Origin of the sequence: Psychrobacter sp. 28M-43 (assembly GCF_014770435.1) — a bacterium.
In the GTDB taxonomy this organism is placed as follows: Bacteria; Pseudomonadota; Gammaproteobacteria; order Pseudomonadales; family Moraxellaceae; genus Psychrobacter.
In genome coordinates this window covers 3095469-3115700 of record NZ_CP061739.1, presented here as the reverse complement: position 1 = coordinate 3115700, position 20232 = coordinate 3095469, and the positions used below count along the sequence as shown (strand labels likewise).

General features: G+C 41.4%; 16 protein-coding genes. 15 read left to right on the top strand and 1 reads right to left on the bottom strand.

Annotated elements, in window-relative coordinates; translation table 11 throughout:
* Positions 1–591: 591 nt before the first annotated feature.
* The 8 genes from rpmH to IEE84_RS13010 all read left to right on the top strand — a co-directional run bounded on the left by rpmH (position 592) and on the right by IEE84_RS13010 (position 8026).
* Positions 592–726, top strand: a complete 135-nt coding sequence (gene rpmH, locus IEE84_RS13045; protein WP_007394757.1) for a 50S ribosomal protein L34 — start codon at positions 592–594, stop codon at positions 724–726.
* A 129-nt stretch (positions 727–855) separates the two neighbouring features.
* Positions 856–1227, top strand: a complete 372-nt coding sequence (gene rnpA, locus IEE84_RS13040; protein ID WP_191114446.1) for a ribonuclease P protein component — start codon at positions 856–858, stop codon at positions 1225–1227.
* 1 nt (position 1228) lies between these two features.
* Complete coding sequence (yidD, locus tag IEE84_RS13035; protein ID WP_191114445.1) at positions 1229–1621, top strand: membrane protein insertion efficiency factor YidD; 393 nt, start codon at positions 1229–1231, stop codon at positions 1619–1621.
* 215 nt (positions 1622–1836) lie between these two features.
* Entirely contained in the window at positions 1837–3519 is a 1683-nt protein-coding gene (gene yidC / locus IEE84_RS13030) for a membrane protein insertase YidC (RefSeq protein WP_191114444.1), read from the top strand.
* A 280-nt stretch (positions 3520–3799) separates the two neighbouring features.
* Entirely contained in the window at positions 3800–5188 is a 1389-nt protein-coding gene (mnmE, locus tag IEE84_RS13025; RefSeq protein ID WP_191115489.1) for a tRNA uridine-5-carboxymethylaminomethyl(34) synthesis GTPase MnmE, read from the top strand.
* 87 nt (positions 5189–5275) lie between these two features.
* Entirely contained in the window at positions 5276–5734 is a 459-nt protein-coding gene (gene nrdR / locus IEE84_RS13020) for a transcriptional regulator NrdR (RefSeq protein WP_057762240.1), read from the top strand.
* Between the two features lie 126 nt (positions 5735–5860).
* On the top strand, positions 5861–6916 hold the full coding sequence (gene ribD, locus IEE84_RS13015) for a bifunctional diaminohydroxyphosphoribosylaminopyrimidine deaminase/5-amino-6-(5-phosphoribosylamino)uracil reductase RibD (RefSeq protein ID WP_191114443.1): 1056 nt from the start codon (positions 5861–5863) through the stop codon (positions 6914–6916).
* 435 nt (positions 6917–7351) lie between these two features.
* Positions 7352–8026 (top strand): riboflavin synthase, encoded by a 675-nt coding sequence (locus tag IEE84_RS13010; RefSeq protein ID WP_191114442.1) that lies wholly within the window; start codon positions 7352–7354, stop codon positions 8024–8026.
* Between the two features lie 105 nt (positions 8027–8131).
* On the opposite strand, the gene IEE84_RS13005 is transcribed toward IEE84_RS13010, so the two are convergent.
* Positions 8132–10885, bottom strand: a complete 2754-nt coding sequence (locus IEE84_RS13005; RefSeq protein WP_191114441.1) for a response regulator — start codon at positions 10883–10885, stop codon at positions 8132–8134.
* 327 nt (positions 10886–11212) lie between these two features.
* Between IEE84_RS13005 and fmt the strand changes: the two genes are divergently transcribed.
* The 7 genes from fmt (at position 11213) to IEE84_RS12970 (ending at position 20198) form a co-directional block, all read left to right on the top strand.
* Entirely contained in the window at positions 11213–12283 is a 1071-nt protein-coding gene (gene fmt, locus IEE84_RS13000; RefSeq protein ID WP_191114440.1) for a methionyl-tRNA formyltransferase, read from the top strand.
* A 65-nt stretch (positions 12284–12348) separates the two neighbouring features.
* Complete coding sequence (locus IEE84_RS12995; protein WP_191114439.1) at positions 12349–13932, top strand: transcription antitermination factor NusB; 1584 nt, start codon at positions 12349–12351, stop codon at positions 13930–13932.
* Positions 13933–13978: 46 nt separating this feature from the next.
* Entirely contained in the window at positions 13979–15400 is a 1422-nt protein-coding gene (gene thrC / locus IEE84_RS12990; RefSeq protein ID WP_191114438.1) for a threonine synthase, read from the top strand.
* Between the two features lie 326 nt (positions 15401–15726).
* Positions 15727–16824, top strand: a complete 1098-nt coding sequence (locus tag IEE84_RS12985) for a LysM peptidoglycan-binding domain-containing protein (RefSeq protein ID WP_416383470.1) — start codon at positions 15727–15729, stop codon at positions 16822–16824.
* 75 nt (positions 16825–16899) lie between these two features.
* Positions 16900–18150: a DNA-processing protein DprA gene (gene dprA, locus IEE84_RS12980; protein WP_191115488.1), complete on the top strand. Its 1251-nt coding sequence runs from the start codon at positions 16900–16902 to the stop codon at positions 18148–18150.
* 117 nt (positions 18151–18267) lie between these two features.
* Entirely contained in the window at positions 18268–18897 is a 630-nt protein-coding gene (locus IEE84_RS12975) for an L-threonylcarbamoyladenylate synthase (protein WP_191114436.1), read from the top strand.
* A 290-nt stretch (positions 18898–19187) separates the two neighbouring features.
* A complete protein-coding gene (locus tag IEE84_RS12970; protein ID WP_191114435.1) occupies positions 19188–20198 on the top strand; it encodes a TIGR01777 family oxidoreductase in 1011 nt (336 codons plus the stop codon).
* Positions 20199–20232: the final 34 nt, after the last annotated feature.

The following is a 20232-nucleotide window of genomic DNA, read 5'->3' as shown; positions in this document are numbered from 1 at the left end:
GAAAAGTACTGACCTTGTAATCTGAAATAATAGTTATTTTTTAGCAATATAAATTGCTACCTAAGCCTCGATATTACACGTAACAACTAACCAAAGAGTTCGTACTGATATCCTATACAAAGGTGTATATCAAGTAGCGCCTAATTTAACACAGATACCCTGTGGATAAAACCTTGTTTTTTGTGGATAAGACTGTGGATAGTTTTGTGTATAACTTTCATAAGTTAGTTATCCATATTTAACCCACAGTTTATCCACAGGCTTACCCATAGCCTAGTAAATTGATAATAAAAAGAAAAATAGACTTAACCACAGATAATCATGGTCCCAATAATAACAATACTATATTTATATTAATTAATTATTATTATAGTGTTTGAACCAACCTGTGGATAACTTTGTAAATTATAGAATATATAACTATAAAATTTGGTTAACTAGAAATATGTTTCTAAGGAAATATCTTTACTAGATTCGTATGAGGTACTTCCTATTTAGGGACAAAGCAAATTAGTTTATTGACCAAAACTATACTGAATGGTATAATCCTCCGTTATTACGAATTTAGTCCATTATTTTGATAGGTGAGTTATGAAACGTACATTCCAACCAAGCGTGATCAAGCGTAAACGTACTCACGGTTTCCGTGCTCGTATGGCAACTAAAAAAGGCCGTCAGGTCTTAGCTCGTCGCCGCGCTAAAGGACGTCATCGCCTTACTGTATAATCAGTAGATTGCGATAGTCAATCATCACAACTGACACTTAGCCATATATTAAAAGCGCCCACATAGGCGCTTTTTTTGTCTTTATAATTTGTTATTATTTATTCTATCGTTATTCTACTAGGTTGTACTATGTCCAATACTCTATCAGATACACCTGCAGCTAGTTTCACTAAACAGCAACGCCTGCTTACCCCTGTAGCCTTCCGTGAGGTATTTGACGCACCTGAGCGCAAGATTCATCAGAGTCATTTAATGGCTTTTGTACGTGCCAACGAGCATGCACAGCCGCGAGTCGGTATGGCTATTACCAAGCGTAAAGTACCTACTGCTGTCGCTCGTAATCTAATCAAAAGATATGTGCGTGAAGAGTTCCGCACCAAAGCTTTTAAAATAGAAAATAAAGATATTGTTTTTATTGTCAAAAAATCTATTAAAGATATAGATAATAAAGAATTAAAAAATCAAATAATTAATATCTTTAAAAAAATAGAAAAAAAATAAAATGAATTTTTTATTTAAAATAAAATTTATAAATAAAGTTGTTTATAAGGTTGTTTATAAAGTATTTTTTAATTTAATTGTTTTTTATCAAAAAATAGTTAGTCCTGTAATACCTGCTCGTTGTCGCTATTATCCGACATGCTCAAATTATGGCAAACAAGCTTTAACATGGCATGGTGCCCGTAAGGGTGGGTGGTTGTTGTTAAAACGTCTTAGTAGGTGTCACCCTTTAGGTGGGCACGGTATAGACTTTGTACCCTTACCCTTAGCTTCTTATAGTTATCAATATATATCTTTTAGTGATGTACTAAATATCAACCTTCAGGGTTTGGGTGTCTATCGAGACATTACTAGCTATGTTTCACAGCTCAATTATTTGATGAAATCAACATAAAATCGACCTCTTTAGTCTCAGATAGCTACTCCTTTGAGTTACCCACAAGTTATCCACACTCTTGGTATCATTTGAGACAGATTTTTAGTAAAATGATGCACATTTTATGTAAATGACTACTGATGCAGTTGCAATGTGACAGGACAGCTGTGTAGGTCAGTCATGACACATGCCCTAATTTTTCATTCCCTAATTTTTTAATCTAGGAAAGGTTTATGCAAAAGATATTTCGGGTGATGATCATCATTGCGATGCTAATTACCGCTTATCTGCTGATTTTGGCATGGCGAGATGATTATGCCGATGCTCCAGCTGTAGATGCGGTGCCAGAAACTACGAGTTCGGTAGGTGCTGACATTCCTTCTACTACTGGTGCAGCAGGTGATATCCCGGTACAGACATTACCTGTGGATAATAGTGCTGTGACAGCGACTCCTGCGAAAAACGCTGGTCTAATCACGGTAACAACTGATCGCTATGATATAAAAATCAATCCAGAAGGTGGTGATATTGTTTATGCTGCGCTCAAGCAGTATGACGCAACGCTCGATAGCGATAAGCCTTTCGTATTGTTAGAAAACAACAGTAACCGTGTATATGTGGCTCAATCTGGACTTATTGGTCAGAACGGTATCGATACAGCAGAAGGTAGAGCGACTTATAACCATACTGCTAACAACTATGTGATGGAAGATGGACAGCAAACGTTGTCAGTGCCGCTTACTTATAAGAAAGACGGCGTGACGATTACCAAGACTTTCACTTTTACTGAAAATAAATATCCAATCGATATTAGCTATCAGATCCAAAACGCGTCTACCAATGCTTGGCAAGGTCAGATGTTTGCACAGTTAAAGCGTGATGATAGTAAAGATCCTGGTATGTCTGATAAAGGCGCGCTGAGCATGGCGACTTATCTAGGCGGTGCTTGGGGTACACCAGATGATCCTTATAATAAGCTGAAATTTGGTGACTTTAGTGATGGTGAGTTGACGACCACTAGCGATAAAGGCTGGGTTGGTATCGTACAGCATTATTTTGTATCTGCTTGGACGCCTGAAAACTTCACTGGTAAATTCTTTACACGTGAAACAGGTAATGACTATTTTATCGGCTTTAATAGCCAACCAGTGAACGTAGCACCAAACAAACAAGTTACTTTAAATGCAACACTGTATGCAGGTCCAAAAGTTCAGTCTGAGCTGAAAGACGTTGCGGTAGGCCTTAACAAAACAGTTGATTATGGTCTGCTGTGGCCAATATCAAAGGTCTTGTTTGCTATCTTGGAAGGTGTGCATAAGGTTGTTGGTAACTGGGGTTGGTCAATTATTTTACTGACTATCTTAGTAAAAATTGCCTTGATGTGGTTCTCTAATAAGAGCTACTACTCGATGGCTAAAATGCGTGCCATTGCGCCAAGACTCAAAGTGCTTAAAGAAGAGCATGGCGATGATCGTATGAAAATGTCGCAAGAGATGATGGCGATATACAAAGAAGAAAAAGTCAATCCGATGGCAGGTTGTCTACCAATCTTGATGCAGATGCCGATTTTCTTAGCTTTATATTGGGTATTGGTAGAGAGTGTTGAGCTGCGTCATGCACCATGGATTTTGTGGATTCAAGATCTGTCAGCGATGGACCCATGGTTTATCTTGCCGTTGCTAATGGGTGCGTCGATGTTTGTGCAGCAGCAGTTGAACCCGCAGCCAGCAGATCCGATGCAAGCAAAAGTAATGAAGTTCTTGCCGATTATCTTTACTGCATTCATGCTGTTCTTCCCAGCAGGTTTGGTTTTATATTGGACAGTCAATAACTTGTTTAGTATGACTCAGCAATATATTGTCAATAAGAAAGTTGATGAAGAGCAAAAGCGTCGTACGTTAAAAGTGGTCGATTAACTAGTTCTTTTTCAGAAATACAAAAAACCATCGCGCAAGCGGTGGTTTTTTTATACGTGGTGGACAAGTGGTAAATGTTATCCACAGCTTATCAACATTATCCACAGCTTATAAATATTAAAACGAAAATATATCTGATGCGGCTACATTTCAAAGTTTGCTTTGTCAGTATGAGTCCAGACGTCTATAATGGAGCTTTTAAATATTGAGAGTCATTGTGGATTCCTTAGAGACAGCATTAGCCGTACCTAATTCTTCTGAAAAGTCTAATACATCTGGATTGACCACAATTGCTGCGATTGCAACGCCGCTCGGGCGAGGGGGTGTGGGTGTCATACGTCTATCAGGCAGTCGTGCCTACGACATGGCATGCGTTCTAACAGGTAAGTCTGCTTTTACGCCGCGGATGGCTAGCTTCTGTCGTTTTTATCAAGCTGATGGCACTGTCATCGATGAGGGATTGGTATTATTCTTCAAAGGTCCGCACTCATTCACAGGTGAAGATGTGATTGAGCTGCAAGGGCATGGTGGTGTTATTTTGCAAAACCAATTGCTCGCGCGAGTTTTTGAGCTAGGTGCCAAGCAAGCAAGTGCAGGAGAGTTCTCTTATCGTGCCTTTGATAATGATAAATTGGACTTGGTGCAGGCCGAAGCGATCGCTGATGCGATTGATGCCACCAGTGCTGCCGCCGCCAGTAGTGCGATTCGTTCTTTAAGTGGTGAGTTTTCACAAAAAATTAACCAGCTACTAGAACAACTCATTCACCTTCGTTTACATGTCGAAGCTGCGATTGATTTCCCTGATGAAGAAGACGTGGACTTTTTGTCTGATGGCGTTATACAAGGCAAACTTGAGCAAACGCAAGATAAGATACAACAAGTCTTAGCAACGGCAAAGCAAGGTCAGCTTTTGCGCGATGGTATCCATGTCGTGCTAGCAGGTAGGCCAAACGCAGGTAAATCTAGCTTGCTTAACCGTCTTGCAGGGCAAGAGCGTGCTATCGTGACTGATGTCGCCGGTACTACGCGTGATACGCTGCAAGAGACAGTCGTGCTCAATGGTTTGACGCTACATCTGACTGACACAGCAGGCCTACGTGAGACAGAAGACACTGTGGAACGTATCGGAATCGAACGTGCCCGTACAGCCATCACGCAGGCTGATATGCTACTGATGGTCTATGATGTGACTCGTGATGTTGAAGAAGAGAGCACCCCGTTACAGCTTGCTGAACAATTATTTGGTGAACTGCCAGAAGCTAAACGCTTACTAATCATTGCTAATAAGAGCGACTTATTGAGCGATAATAATAGAGAAGAAAGTGCTGCTAAGACTCAAGCTGAAATCAAGAATAGAGGTTATCAGCAAGTTAATGTTTCATGTGAAACAGGTATTGGTATTGATAATTTGGTTGAAGCACTATGTGAGAAAGTAGGCTTTCATCCACCAGAGAATAGCTTAATTGCTCGTACCAGACATCTCGATGCGCTTAGACGAACTGCTAATTTCTTGGCAGAAGCTCATGAACAATTAACCGTATTCGAAGCGGGTGAATTGGTTGCTGATAGTTTACGTCAGGCCCAACAGAGCTTGGGTGAAATCACAGGTGAGTTCAGCGCCGATGACTTATTGGGTAAGATATTTGGTAGCTTTTGTATTGGTAAATAACTGGTAAGTAGTCTTTGTTATTATCCAATAAACCTAGCTAACTTAGAAACACTGCTCTTATTCTCAATCGTAAAATAAGGAAATGCTATGCACTGTCCGTACTGTAATGCGTCAGAGACCAAGGTTATTGACTCACGTCTTGCTGCGGAAGGTGCACAAGTGCGTCGACGCCGTTCGTGTAACAGCTGCCAAGAACGTTTTACGACTTTTGAGATGGTAGAAGTTGTCATGCCAAGGATTATCAAATCAAGCAACAAGATTGAACCTTACGATAATGAAAAGCTGCGCCGTTCTATTTTACTACCTTTACAAAAGCGTCCCATCACTATCGATGAGCAAGAGGCGATGATTAGTCGTATTGAAAAGCGTGTTAGGCAGATGGGTGAGCGAGAAATCAGTAGTAAAGTCTTGGGTGAAATCATCATGAGTGAACTCAAAACTTTGGATGATGTCGCCTATGTACGCTTTGCTAGCGTGTATCGCGACTTTCAAGATATCGATGCATTTCATCAAGAGATTGCCAATATTCGTCCAAATGAAAAGTAAGTGAAGCAAGCTTTTAAGTAAACCCTAGCTGATAAGTGAATCCTAATTACTTATCAGAATTACCAATCAGCTTTCAAACCTTACTTTCTTATATAGAACCCTCAATCATTTATTAAGCCTAGCCTTATGTCTATTCAAAGCCATGCTCAAGATGCACAAGACCGCTACTTTATGATGCTCGCTATCGAACAAGCGAAGCGCGGTTTATATACTACTAGACCCAATCCTGCAGTGGGCTGCGTTATTGTTCAGGCAGAGCAGATTGTTGGTCAAGGATTTCACCCTAAAGCTGGTGAGCCACATGCAGAAGTATTTGCACTGAAAGAGGCTGGTACACAGGCAGCAGATGCAACTGCTTACGTTACATTAGAGCCCTGTAGTCATACGGGACGTACACCACCATGTGCATTGGCACTGGTTGCTGCTAAGGTAAAGCGCGTTGTGATTGCAGGTCTAGATCCAAATCCGCAGGTCGCAGGTCGTGGTGTGAAACTATTAGAGCAAGCTGGCATAGAAGTGACAGTCGGTGTTCTGACAGAGCAGGCAGAAGTACTAAACCGTGGTTTTCTAAAAGCCATGCGTACTCAAATGCCTTATGTACGATTGAAAATAGCGACCAGTTTAGACGGCCGTACAGCGATGGCATCTGGCGAATCTAAGTGGATTACCTCGATCGCTGCTCGCGAAGATGTACAAAAACTACGAGCACAAAGTGGTGCGATTATTACAGGTAGTGAAACTGTAATAACTGATAACCCGCAGCTCAATGTGCGCTCAGAACAATTGGACGTGCCACCTGAGAAAATACCTAATCCTAAAATAGTCATACTTGATAGGCGTCAGCGTTTAAAGCACAGCCTACAGTCTGAGTATCAGCTATGCCGGCATCCAGATACTATCTATTGGCATGAAGACGATTTGTCGGCGTTGTTGGCGAAACTGGTTAGTGAGCACCAGTGCTATGATGTGTTGGTGGAAGCAGGTGCTAGCGTTGCAGGTAGCTTTTTGAGTCAACAGTTGGTAGATGAGTTAATCGTTTATCAAGCACCTTGCTTACTTGGTGATGACGCTCGTCCAATGGTTGATTTTAATCCTATGTCCCTTGCTCAGCAGTTACGGTTTGATATAGAAAGTCATCAGCAGCTTGGCCCAGATCTTAAATTAACCTTATTACCTTTATAAATAAATACTCTTCGTATGAGTAGGTTTTCCACAAATTATAAAAAAAAGCTTAGAATATGGATAAATCAATTATTAATTTACGTGTTTCACATGAAACTGTGTATAACTTTGTTTCACATGAAACAAAAAAGATATTTATATCTCGATTATTTTAATAAATATTTATATAAATCAATACCTTAACAGTTTATTCATAAATAAATAGGTTTCATGTGAAATTTTCATTTGTTGTGGATAACTATGTATTTATAGCAACTTCTAGCTATACTTCTATTGATTTATCCTTACTTATCCACAATCTATCCTATTAAAGGTCAAGTCTAACGATGTTTCACTGTCAGATATTTGAACAAATTGTGATAAAGAATTGATAGATGATTTGATAAACTAAAATATTCGCCTATGAAGGCAATACTGTAATGAGATGAGGGTAATATGTTTACTGGAATTATAGAAAGCGTTGGAAAAGTTAAATCTATGCAGGCGACAGGCGGTGATATACGTTTGACAGTAGAGTCTGATGACTTAGATTTCAGTGACGTGAAGCTAGGCGATTCTATTGCATCAAATGGTATTTGTTTAACTGTGGTGGAGCTCGGAAGTAACTGTTACTCTGTTGATGTCTCACGTGAAACTATTGCTAGAACAGCATTGGAAGGGTTAAAAGCAGGACATACCGTCAATCTAGAAAAGGCCATGCTACCGACGACTCGTTTTGGTGGTCATATTGTCGCTGGTCATGTGGATGGAGTAGGGGTCGTTAGCAAATTACAACAAGATGCTCGTTCTATTTATATAGAGATTGAGATACCGCAAGATCTAGCGCACTATACAGCGACCAAGGGCTCTATTACAGTAGATGGTATTAGCCTAACGACTAACTTAGTACGTGACAACATCGTTTCTCTAAATATCATTCCGCATACTGCTCAAGTGACAAATATCGCTAAGCATTGGTTAGTAGGTAATAAAGTTAATATTGAAGTAGATATCGTTGCCCGTTATCTAGAGCGTCTATTAAATAAATCTCAATCTGGCGGTATGAACGCGTCAAGCCCGCAAAGCCAAATCACAGAAGCATTTCTGGCCGATAATGGGTTTATGAAATAACAATTAAGCTTACCGAAATATTATCCTCGTACCAAGTTTTTGACCCTATCGATATTACTTAGACTGAGTGATATCGATAGGGTGTTTTTTATTTGCACTAGAGATTTATTGTATAAAACTCTGCAGAACGGATTCTAAGTCTTTTTTGCTAATGGGTTTAGATAAAAACTCGTCCATACCGACTTGCATACAAGCCTCGCGATCTTCTTCTGTATTATTTGCAGTTAGCGCCACAATCGGTATTTTATCACCTTGTGAACGAATCACTTGTGTGGCTTGTAAGCCATCCATAACGGGCATTCGGCAGTCCATCAAAATCAAAGAAATCTCTTCACGTTGGCTTTTAAGTTTCTCAAGTGCTTGCTGTCCATCTTCTGCAACGATACTGCGATAACCAAGCTTACTTAACATCTTACAGGCTATCTTTTGGTTAGTAGGACTGTCTTCTACTACTAAGATAAGTGGAGACAAGATTTCTTTCTTAGGTGTATCTTCTACAAAAGATAGACTGCTGTCATATTGATGTTTGACCAGTATGTTTAGTGTTTTCCTTGCAAACAAGGTTAAACGTAGCAGTTCAGAAAGTAGTAAACTTGCGTCCAAGGGTTTGGTCAAAAATCCATCATATTGGCCTAGTAAAGTAGAAGGGATATGCCTTTCAAGTTTCATGCTAAGTAATATCTTCGGTAGTGAAGGCGTAGCGACTAGGTCGTTTAACACTTCTTGTTGCTCGCTATACTTGTTGCTCGCATGAGCTGGTAAGGTGATGGATTGGCTGTACTCATAATCTAATAACAAGACAGGAATGACGGTTTGCTCATCTTGCTTTAATTTATTTTTTAGCTGCTGTACAGTGGCTCTTTCTAAAGTGCTGTAGATAGTCACGGATATCGTTAAGTACTCGCACAAACGTTGTAAATGTTCAGCAACTAGAGGCTGATTGATGATAGCGATAAGGTGGATATGGGGTAGCTGCGAACAACGATGATATACCGATTGATAAGTGATATGAGCATAAGGAAGGTAGAGGCTAAATATCGTTTCCTTATCCACCGTATTACTTAGTTCGATAAAACCGCCGAGTAACTGAGCAAAGCTATTGGCATCACTCAAGCCAATATTACTGTCCTCAACTAAGTTATGATTGCTTTGATTCAAGATATTGACTAATTGATTTTTTCTCTCAGGAATAATAGTTACTCCAGTGTCTTTTACGCTAAACCGAATCCAATAAGATGTCTGCGCAGGCATTGTCGTGTTATTGTTAGGAGTTAAATGCTGATTACTTATTCGCGTTACCTTATCTTCAGATACACGATCAACAGTGAGCGCGACATAGCCTGATGTTGTAAAACTAATAGCGTTTTTTAACAAGTTTAATAGGATATGGTGCAGTCGAATGTAATCAGTTTCGATGTAACGAGGACAGTCCGGTGCAAAGAAATAAATCAATTCTAACCCTTGTTGTCTTATTTCTTGTGTGACTAAATTGCTAACCTCTTTGCTTACCTTATAAATATCAACCGTTTCGATACTCAGACGTGTTTTTCTGACTTCAACTTCCTCTGTTGCTAGCGTCTCATTGAGCACAGTCAACATGCTTTGACTGGTTGTAATCAATGTATTTAGAGTTTTTTTGCCTTGAGCCGTCAATGTTGAAGGGTCGATGGGTTCCAACGAATCAACTATCTTCTCTAGTGGTAACCTTAACTTACGACCTATAAATGCTTGGGCTTCGTTTGATTCATCAATTTGTAATTGCAGTTGTTGGTTGTGCAGCTGTAGTTGTTCAGACTGATGGAAAATCTCATCGACATTATTGAAAATCACAGTAAAACCATGAACTTGCCCATGTTCACCGAACCATGGTGTTACGTGTAGTTGGTAGGCTTGTTTATTCTCCAAGCCATAAACTATCAGTGTGCGAGTAACGCGCAAACTTGAAATAGTTTTTAACAGTATTTGAGTGGCCTCATCTTTCCCTTCAACAAAATCAGTTAGCTCATAGCTTTGCTCTCTCTGTGTAGGAGGAGTAAACACTTGCTCAAAACGCTGATTATAGAAACTAATTTGACCATGTCGTATACTCATCAACATCGGTAAGGGTGCTTGATCAACCAAGCGTTCTAAACGATGAGTCAATGTTTTGATACGCCGATAGTCATTATGTAGCTGGTAGCTGACGCGACTTAGCGCATGACCTAATAACATGAACTCGGTAGTAGATTTCTTTTGTAAAAACGGTGGCGGCGTATAAGATTCTTTGGCGCGGCTACTCAAATTATCGGTATAAACCAGTAATTGCTCCCAGTTAGTACGACGATTGAGCATATAGAGCAATGCCATGAAGAACAGTACGATCGCGACCATCAAAGGAAGCCAGTAACGGTAAGATATCCAGTCGACAACAAAAGGCTCATGGCGTAATACGATATAAATCTGATGTCCGCTTTTTAGATTAATGATTCCTGTTAGTTCACTGCTATTGACGGTATAAGCGCTATGATCATTACTGCTAAAAGTGGTAGTGCCGATGGTAGGGAAAGCAACAGTAGAAACAGCAGATTCATTGGGACGAGTATTATGATGAATATAGGTCTGCCCAGAAGGCGTCATTAAAATCAGCTGATAACTAAGATGCTCAAAAGTAGGCTGTTCTAAGATTTTTTTTATTTCACTATCTACAGGCACTGCATGCTCAATGATACTGTGCTGTAGGGCATAAAAAGTATCTATGCTGTGTTGCTCACTATGTTTTTTCATCCCATCAAACATTGTGACATAGTACAGCAGTAACATAACCGTGAGAGACAAGGCATAAAAAATCAATAAGCGCTGTAAGGACTGAAACTGTTGCATGAAAGCGTGGCCCTATCTCGACACGAAAGAATATAGTGAAATAAAAACGAAGTTTCTACATATAGTAGGTGAATTATACGGCAGTTGAATTGCCTAAAATTTTTAGTGTTACCTTCTATTTATAGCAGAATAACGGCTTACTGTTTATAAAGAGTGGTTATTAACACCAAATTGTTTTGTAAAAACTATAAATAGAACGTTCGATGTTCTTGGTATTATAAAGACAAATAATGTCATTGGTTATCATGAAGTGAGGTCATTACAATCATGGCACTGCGCCGTAAACTCACCTATAATGAACAAATAAACCTTATATAATGCATGATTATGACTACAATTGCTCCTACCTTTGATACATCTAACTCGCTTACTGACTATGATAACCCAACTACTAACCGATTAAGGGTAGTATTTGCGGGTACGCCTGAATTTGCTGCTATTAGCCTTAAGTCATTAATTAAGCAGCAAGAAGCGCTGAATATAGAGATAGTCGCTGTTTACACGCAGCCTGATCGTAAAGCAGGTCGTGGTCAAAAGTTGTCAGCATCCGCGGTAAAAGAAGTTGCATTGGCAAATGATATCGCTGTAGAGCAGCCAGTCACTTTTAAAAAGTCTAGTGCAGAAGGGCTAGCTGCTAGGCAGACTCTGCACACCTATCAACCAGATGTGATGATTGTCGCCGCTTACGGATTGATTCTACCTATCGGTGTATTAGAGACGCCTACTCACGGTTGCTTGAATATTCACGCTTCACTGTTGCCACGATGGCGCGGTGCTGCACCTATCCATCGTGCACTTTTAGCCGGAGATGATGAGACCGGCATTACCATTATGCAGATGGACAAAGGTCTTGATACAGGTGACATGCTTTATAAAGTCAGCGAAAGTATTGCCTCTGATGATACCGCTGCTAGCCTACATGATAAGATGGCTGCACTTGGTGCGACAGCTATTAGTACGGTGCTAAAGGATTTGCCCACTTATCAAGCTCAAGCTATCGCTCAAGATGATAGTCAAGCCAACTACGCTGAAAAGCTGGTCAAAACCGAAGGCGAAGTTGATTGGTCGCAGCCTGCTGCCGCTATTGAACGCCAAATCCGTGGGCTGACGCCATGGCCAGGTGCTTATACTTTCCTAGCAGGGCAGCGCGTTAAAGTACTGGCTAGCTTACCTGTAAATACATCGCAGCAAACCAATGAGCCTGCTGGAACGGTTATCAGTGTTGGACGAAAAGCGATTTTAGTCGCTTGTGGTAAAGAGAGTGACGCTGAATCATCAGCCACCACTTTAGCCATTACTCACTTGCAGTTTGCGGGTGGTAAGCCAATGACTGCCGAACAAGTTTGCCACGGTAACCAGTTAAATGACGGCGATCAATTTACGTCAGAAACAAAATAACGTTACTTATATTTAACCTACTTGCACAAGACGCTATCGATCATACGTCAAGGAAATGAAATTTAATGAGACAAAACAGTACTGCGCCTAGAAACAATAAGCTCAAACCATCAAGCAATCTTATTATGAATGGCAGCGTACGCGTGCGTGTGATTCGCACCTTACTGGCTATTCAAAATGGTCAGTCGCTCTCAAGCGTCCTTGATCCATTATTGAATAGTTTGCACGATGGCGATAAAGGTTTCGCCCATGCCTTACTGCTCACGACATTGCGCCAGTGGCATGCGCTGGCACGTTTGCTCGACAGCTTAGCAGACAACCCTATCGACGAAGTTGAAGTACGTACCACTATTCAAGTCGGCTTAGTACAGTTGCTATATTTAGAAGTGGCTGACCATGCTGCGATTCATGAAACCGTTGAAGCAGCCAAAGAGATTGAATTCGCTCACTCGACTGGTTTAGTAAATGCTATTTTGCGTAAAGTCGCCAAGAATCCAAGCAAATTCCGTAAGAAATGCGATAAAAAGCATAGTCTACCGAATTGGCTCGCTTATCAGCTTAAACAAGATTGGAGCGAACAATATGATGAGCTGACACAAGGCTTGCGCCAACCAGCCCCGATGTTTTTACGAGTGAATTCGGCGGTTACTTCGGTAGAGGATTATCAGCATGCATTGGATGGCGCAGAAATTGATGCAGATATCGTTGAGCTAACGACTGGCTTTAAGGTAGCGAACTCATCAGAGTCTGCCACTGCTACGCTATCAACCAAAGGTCTTAGACTACATCAAAGCACTGCCGTTAACGCTTTGCCTGATTTTGCTTTAGGAACAGCTAGCGTTCAAGATATGCATGCTCAGTTAGCTGCACCGATTATCAATAAAGCATTAATGGCTAAGCTTAGTGCTGAAAAATCTGATACGGAAAATACGAATAATGAGATACATATTCTAGATGCATGTGCGGCACCTGGTGGCAAGCTTGCTCATTGGTTAGAGCTCATGAGCGCTAGTGACGAGTCATCGTTGTTTCACGTGAAACAAGGCAATAATGAGATATCATCTGAAACGTCACCTGCGATTACTGATATCAAGGTAACGGCTATCGATAATGAAGCACCGCGTATCGAGCGTATTCGCGAGAACTTACAGCGCCTAAATCTGAGTCAGCATGACTTGCAGCAAGCAGAGAAAAGCGTCGCACTTAATATCGTCTGTGCAGATGCAACCAGATGGCAGCATGGCAAAAATAAGAAAGCGGCGACAAATGAGCCCGTGTTTGATGCGATATTATTAGATTCTCCTTGTACCGCGACTGGCGTGATTCGCCGTCATCCAGATATCAGTATCTTACGTACTGAAGAAGACATCGAGCAAACGGCACTGTTGCAAGCAGATATCTTGCATAACTTATGGCCACAACTCAAAGCTGGTGGTTATTTGCTGTACGTGACATGTTCCATCTTAAAGCAAGAAAACGTCGAGCAAATGCAGGACTTTATCACTCATCATAATGATGCGGTAGTGATTGAGTTTACCGACGATTGCAACTGGGGCATCGAACAAGCAATCGGTCGTCAGTGCTTGCCGATTGATAGCGCGAGTGGCGATGGTTTTTATTATGCATTGCTACAAAAAACTGCTGAATAAACCGTTTTTAAATATTGAACAACATTATTGTAGACAGGACAATCTAATGAAATATATCAGTACCCGTGGTCAGACAGCGCCGATGGATTTTAGTGATGTGCTTTTGATGGGTCTTGCCCCAGATGGTGGTTTGATGTTGCCTGAGCATTATCCGAATATCGATAGTGCAACGCTTGATGAGTGGCGTACGCTCAGCTATCCACAGCTTGCGATGGCGATTATGCAGCGTTTTGCGACAGATATTCCTGTGGCTGATTTGCAAGACCTCATTGAACGCACTTATACCACTGAGGTGTTTGGCTCTGACGAGATTGTTCCTGTCCGCAAACTTGAAGATAACTTATATATTCTAGGACTATCAAACGGTCCGACATTGGCATTTAAAGATGTTGCTATGCAGTTTTTGGGTAATGCCTTTGAATATGTGCTTAAGAAAAAAGACGCACGTATTACGATCATTGGTGCGACCAGTGGTGACACGGGTAGTGCAGCAGAGTATGCATTGCGTGGCAAAGAAAACATCGAAGTCTTTATGCTATCTCCACATGGCAAAATGAGTGAATTCCAGCGTGCGCAGATGTATAGTTTGACCGATGATAATATTCATAACATTGCTATCGATGGGATGTTTGATGATTGCCAAGACATCGTTAAAGCGCTACAGCAAGATGCAGAGTTTAAAGCGGCTTATAATTTAGGTACGGTAAACTCTATCAACTGGGGTCGTATCCTAGCGCAGATTGTTTACTATTTTAAAGCTTACTTTGCGGTCACGACGAGCAACGATGAAAAAGTCAGCTTTAGCGTACCATCAGGTAACTTCGGTAATATTTGTGCCGGTCACATCGCTCGCGAAATGGGACTGCCAATTGACCGTCTGATTGTCGCAACCAATGAAAACGACGTTTTAAATGACTTCTTTAACCAAGGTGCTTATCAACCACGTCCGACTGAAAAAACCTACGTAACCTCTAGTCCGTCGATGGATATTTCAAAAGCATCTAACTTTGAGCGTTTTGTTTATTTGCTATTAGAAAAAGACAGCGTACGCGTTCATGAGTTATTTGAAGGGGTGAAATCTGGTCAAGGTTTCGATTTATCTGAGCTAATGGAAGCAGTTAATAATCGCTATGGCTTTGCTGCTGGTAAATCTACTCATAGCGACCGCTTGCAGACTATCAAAGCGCTTTATGAGCAGCATGGTGAATTGGTTGACCCACATACCGCAGACGGAATTAAAGTTGCTAAAGAGCTACAGCTGGATGGCGAAATCATTGTTTGTGCAGAGACGGCACTACCTGTTAAGTTTGCAGATACTATCGTTGAGGCCATTGGTCAGATAGACATTGCTCGTCCAGCACACACTGAAGGGTTAGAAGATTTACCACAGCATGTAGTGGTACTGGATAATAAGGCCGAACTGGTCGCTGAACAAATCCGCCAACATGTCACGCCGAATCTTACTTAAGTAATTACGGTCTTTATGCTTATCATCAACAAAGAAAAGTATCCGCGTGAAAGTTACACCATTGTAATAAAGTGTTTATGATTGTGTTATGGTAGATATAATTGTAATATTAGAAACAGCGTCAGCAAGTCATCATCGTGCTAGGCGCTTTTTTAGGAATTATTCTAGCCAATTACACTGAACAGTTACCCTATAATCGCCATGAGAATTTTACTGATAAGTTGCTGACATAATTAAACTTTTATTAATTTTAGAGGTTTTTTGCAGTGATAAGTTAAGTACAGCTCTTTGTGTCGAACACAGTGGTATATATTGTGGATATAACGATGAAGATGAGCTTAAAAAAGATAGCAAAAGCACTGTTAATTACGACGTTTAGTAGTGCCATGTTGATGAGCACGGCTCAAGCTAACAATCCGCCGCCAACTATCAAAGCTGATGCGCCCAATCGTTATATCGTCAAAAAAGGCGATACTTTATGGGACATCTCAGGTCGCTATCTAGATAGCCCATGGCGCTGGAAAGAAATTTGGGCAACCAATAAGCAAATCAAAAATCCAAACCTTATTTACCCTAATGACGTTCTTATCCTTTGTGTGATTCAAGGTAAAACGCTGATTGGCGTTGATACTGGTGAAGGCTGTGCTGGCGTTGAAAAGCAGCTTACTGGAAATGTAAGTACGAGCACGGTCGCGATTACCTCGACGGCCAATAGCATTCCTCCTATTCCGTGGTCGGCTATTCAGCATTGGCTTGATAAAACGCTTATCGTTAATCCTCAAGACTTTAATACCACGCCTTATATTTTAGCTTCTAAAAACCGTAACTTAATTACTGCGCGCGGTGATAAAGTCTATGCTAAAGGCGTACCGCTTATCGTAGGCCAGCGTTACGGTGTCTACCGTGAGGGTGAGCTATATGTAGACCCCAAAACGCAAGAAGTGATCGGCTTAGAAGTTACGCAGGTGGCGACTGGTCTCGTTACTTCTACAGAAAGTAATGGTGTGACTAGCTTGCAGCTTATTGATAGTTATGGCAAAGAAGTGCGTGAAGGGGATCGGGTGTTTGTAGAGTTAGACAACGCTATTCCTCCTGTCTTTTATCCAACGCCTGCAAGTGTCAGTCGCGGCGGTATGATCGTACGTGTGATGGACTCTATCAGCTCGGCTGCGAAGGGTAGTGTGGTCGCCATCAATTTAGGCAGCTTACAAGGTGCTAAGCCAGGTGATGTGCTGACGGTTTATCAAAAAGGGCCTTTGGTACGTGATACTAAAGATAATGACACACCGGTACGTCTACCAAACGAGCCTAGCGGTATGGTAATGGTTTTTAATACCTTTGACCACATCAGCTATGCTTATGTACTTGATTCTGAGCTGCCACTTAATATTGGCGATCAGTTATTACCACCTCCTTATTTATAAATAACTATAAGGTTTTATTAAGCAATATATTAAACTAAATACTAATCTAAGCTTGCCTATACGAGACAGATGACAATGACGGCAGTCACCTCTTCTTTATCCGACGATCAGCGCGCTATCCTAGCGCTGTGGTACGAGGTGAATGCATCGTTATCTGCTTATCACAAATTGATCACTTCTTTCAGTTATCCGCAGCTTGCTTGGCAAGCTAAAGTAGAGGCATGGAAGCAGCTCGGTATTCATCATACTCATCTCAAACGTCATGAACAGCCAGAGCAAACACTCGCCAATATCGATAAGATTCAGCAAGCATTGATAGATGGGCGTTATGGTTTGCTGTTCGCTGATGACGCCGATTATCCTGCCCAACTCTCACAAATCTACGACCCGCCGCCATTATTATTTTATCGTGGGAATAGCGCGCGCCTACATCAAGCACAAATAGCTATAGTAGGTAGCCGCAAACCCACCGCGCATGCGCAAAAAATCACGTTTGATATGGCGCAATACCTAGCGCAGGCAGGCTATATTGTTACTAGCGGCTTAGCTATGGGTGTAGATAAACGCGCACATTTAGGTGCACTAGCACAGGCAGACCCTGACTATCAGGGACGGACGGTTGGTGTAATGGGTACGGGGATCGATGTAAACTATCCCAATCATCGAGATCAGTTATTTACTCAAATTATTGAGCAAGGTGGCTGCATTATCAGTGAGCTACTACCGCATACGCAGCCTCATAAACATACTTTTCCGCGTCGTAATCGTCTGGTAGCTGGGCTGAGTCTCGCAACCATTGTAACAGAAGCGACAATTAAAAGCGGCTCGCTTATCACAGCACGTCTCACGTCTGAACAAGGTAAACAGGTCTTTGCTATTCCCAGTCATATTGACAATAGCAATGCAGAGGGCTGTCATCATTTGATACGTGAAGGCGCAACCTTGGTTTATCATCCTCAGCAAGTACTAGAAGACGTCAATGGTCAGCTTGACTATGATAAAGGCACTTATAGAACAGCGAACGCTACCAATTCTAATAGCAATCTCTCGAATATTACTCAGACTTCTGACGAGTTTGAGATAGAGAAAAACTCAATCAAATCTACTAGCCAGCAATCATCCTTTGAGATAAAACCTGCGCGCAGCACAGTCTTTGTGCCTGAGCATTTAGCTGCAATCTATGAGCAGCTTGACTGGCATGGGCAAGATTTAGATGCGCTTATTAGTGCAACCAAGCTTGCACCGCCGCAGTTGATTGGTCAGCTAATGGAGCTTGAACTAATGGGTCTTATCAGCGAACAAGGTGGACGATATTTGCGCGTTTAAAGTATTGTAAATATTCCTTATTAGACACTGGCATAGACAGCCCTTAGTTATAGACTCTCCTAGACAATATCTCTCTTGTGGTATTATTAGAATTTACTTCTACGAACCATTTAAGTCATGAGCCAACTTACACCTCTTATTACTAATTCTGCTACCCAAGCTGCTAAATGGCTAAAAGAAGGGCAACTGCTCGCGTACCCTACAGAAAGCGTTTGGGGTATTGGTTGCGACCCTTATGACCAAGCAGCTGTTCAGCGTATTTTGGATATCAAACAACGTCCACAAGCCAAAGGCATGATAGTCGTTACTGATAGTGTGTCTCGCTTAGCCCCCTTACTAGCCTCTTTAAATGATGTTCAGTGCCAGCATATTATTGATAGTTGGCAGACAGATGATAGCGGAGATGAACAGGACAATCGCCAAGCACATACTTGGTTATTACCGATTCCTCAGCCGCTTGCGAGCACTGTACCCACTTGGATCACAGGTCAGCATCAGACTATTGCAGTCCGAGTTATCTCGCATCCTACAGTTCGCCAGCTTTGCCAGCAGATGGTCAGTGAGCAGAATCCATTTGGTCTATTAGTTTCTACAAGCTGCAACCCATCAGGGCAAACGCCTGCTAGCACTTTTGAAGCCGCCTATGCTTATTTTGATGAGCAAATTGGTTATTTGCAGGGCGATACTTTAGGTTATACCTTGCCTAGCCAGATTCGGGACGCAACGACAGGTTTCGTCATTCGATAGCGATCTCTATACGAACTCTTAAATTTCTCAGATGCGATTGCTTGCAATGCAAAGTGATAGGTTTCGCTGTGCCTTATCTACGTGAGCGTTTATAGATTAATTATTTGCTAGCTTGCCTATTTTTCTACCTTCCTTTACCAAAAACATGTAAAAGTCGTTTTGATAAAAACCACAAAAAAGCAGACGATGGTTATAACGGTCTGGTTTTTATTGAACGATAAGTAATTCAACGATGAGTAACTCAAAGATAAGTCATAGTGGTGATATTTGAGGCATATAGGGAGTAGGGTATGAATGTTTTGATCAGTGGCGGTTCAGGGTTTTTGGGAAGTGCATTCAGTCGAGAGCTACTAGCACGGTCTCGCGCGCAAAATAAAGACGTGGCGATTACTTGGCTAACTCGTAATAGCGGTCAACCACATCCCGATGATATCAATATGATGACTTATGATGAACTTGCGAATTCTGATATGAGCTTTGATGTCATATTAAATTTAGCAGGTGCTGGGATTGCTGACTCTCGTTGGAGCGATGAGCGAAAAGAACAGTTGATGGCGAGCCGTATCAAACCTACTCAGTCAATATTGGATTTTATCGCACGTGCTAGTATAAAACCCAAGTTACTGATGAGCGGATCAGCGATTGGCTGGTATGGTACACAAGGCGATAAGCCACTGACTGAAAACAGCGATTATGAGACAGACTTTGCTCATACATTATGTGATGAATGGGAGCAATTAGCACTTAAAGCAACCGATCACGATGTTCCTGTAGCTATCGTCAGAACAGGTGTAGTCATCCATCCTGAAGGTGGTATGGTGGCTAAATTATTACTACCCTTTAAATTTGGTGTCGGTGGTCAGTTGGGTAATGGACAACAAATCATGAGCTGGATCAGCCGTGAAGATTGGGTTAGTGCGGTCATCTTTATTATTGAGCAGCAGCTTAAACTTACTAAAGAACCAGACGTTAATCACATTGAAAGCTTAGCCCAAGACAATACACCTATTAGTGACAGCACTATCAAATCTGCAAGCGGTACCGCAAATAATAGAAATGCAGTCGTATATAACCTTACTGCTCCGAATCCTGTGACCAATCATACTTTTACCAAAGCACTTGGTTCATGGCTACATCGCCCAACGTTTTTTACTTTACCAGAGTTTTTGCTTAAGCTGATGTTTGGCGAAATGTCGACCTTACTTATCGATGGTCAAAAGGTACTGCCACAGGCGCTATTGGATGCAGGTTATTCGTTCAAACACTCGACACTCCAGCAAGCATTAGAAAATCGGAAATAGTTATATAGCAGTTGTTTCATGTGAAACATTACAA

Excerpts from the sequence above, each read along its gene's own strand:
- rpmH (WP_007394757.1), top strand. The coding sequence starts at position 592 with ATGAAACGTACATTCCAACCAAGCGTGATCAAGCGTAAACGTACTCAC.
- rnpA (WP_191114446.1), top strand. The coding sequence starts at position 856 with ATGTCCAATACTCTATCAGATACACCTGCAGCTAGTTTCACTAAACAG.
- yidD (WP_191114445.1), top strand. The coding sequence starts at position 1,229 with ATGAATTTTTTATTTAAAATAAAATTTATAAATAAAGTTGTTTATAAG.
- yidC (WP_191114444.1), top strand. The coding sequence starts at position 1,837 with ATGCAAAAGATATTTCGGGTGATGATCATCATTGCGATGCTAATTACC.
- nrdR (WP_057762240.1), top strand. The coding sequence starts at position 5,276 with ATGCACTGTCCGTACTGTAATGCGTCAGAGACCAAGGTTATTGACTCA.
- ribD (WP_191114443.1), top strand. The coding sequence starts at position 5,861 with ATGTCTATTCAAAGCCATGCTCAAGATGCACAAGACCGCTACTTTATG.
- IEE84_RS13010 (WP_191114442.1), top strand. The coding sequence starts at position 7,352 with ATGTTTACTGGAATTATAGAAAGCGTTGGAAAAGTTAAATCTATGCAG.
- IEE84_RS13005 (WP_191114441.1), bottom strand. The coding sequence starts at position 10,885 with ATGCAACAGTTTCAGTCCTTACAGCGCTTATTGATTTTTTATGCCTTG.
- fmt (WP_191114440.1), top strand. The coding sequence starts at position 11,213 with ATGACTACAATTGCTCCTACCTTTGATACATCTAACTCGCTTACTGAC.
- IEE84_RS12995 (WP_191114439.1), top strand. The coding sequence starts at position 12,349 with ATGAGACAAAACAGTACTGCGCCTAGAAACAATAAGCTCAAACCATCA.
- thrC (WP_191114438.1), top strand. The coding sequence starts at position 13,979 with ATGAAATATATCAGTACCCGTGGTCAGACAGCGCCGATGGATTTTAGT.
- IEE84_RS12985 (WP_416383470.1), top strand. The coding sequence starts at position 15,727 with ATGAAGATGAGCTTAAAAAAGATAGCAAAAGCACTGTTAATTACGACG.
- dprA (WP_191115488.1), top strand. The coding sequence starts at position 16,900 with ATGACGGCAGTCACCTCTTCTTTATCCGACGATCAGCGCGCTATCCTA.
- IEE84_RS12975 (WP_191114436.1), top strand. The coding sequence starts at position 18,268 with ATGAGCCAACTTACACCTCTTATTACTAATTCTGCTACCCAAGCTGCT.
- IEE84_RS12970 (WP_191114435.1), top strand. The coding sequence starts at position 19,188 with ATGAATGTTTTGATCAGTGGCGGTTCAGGGTTTTTGGGAAGTGCATTC.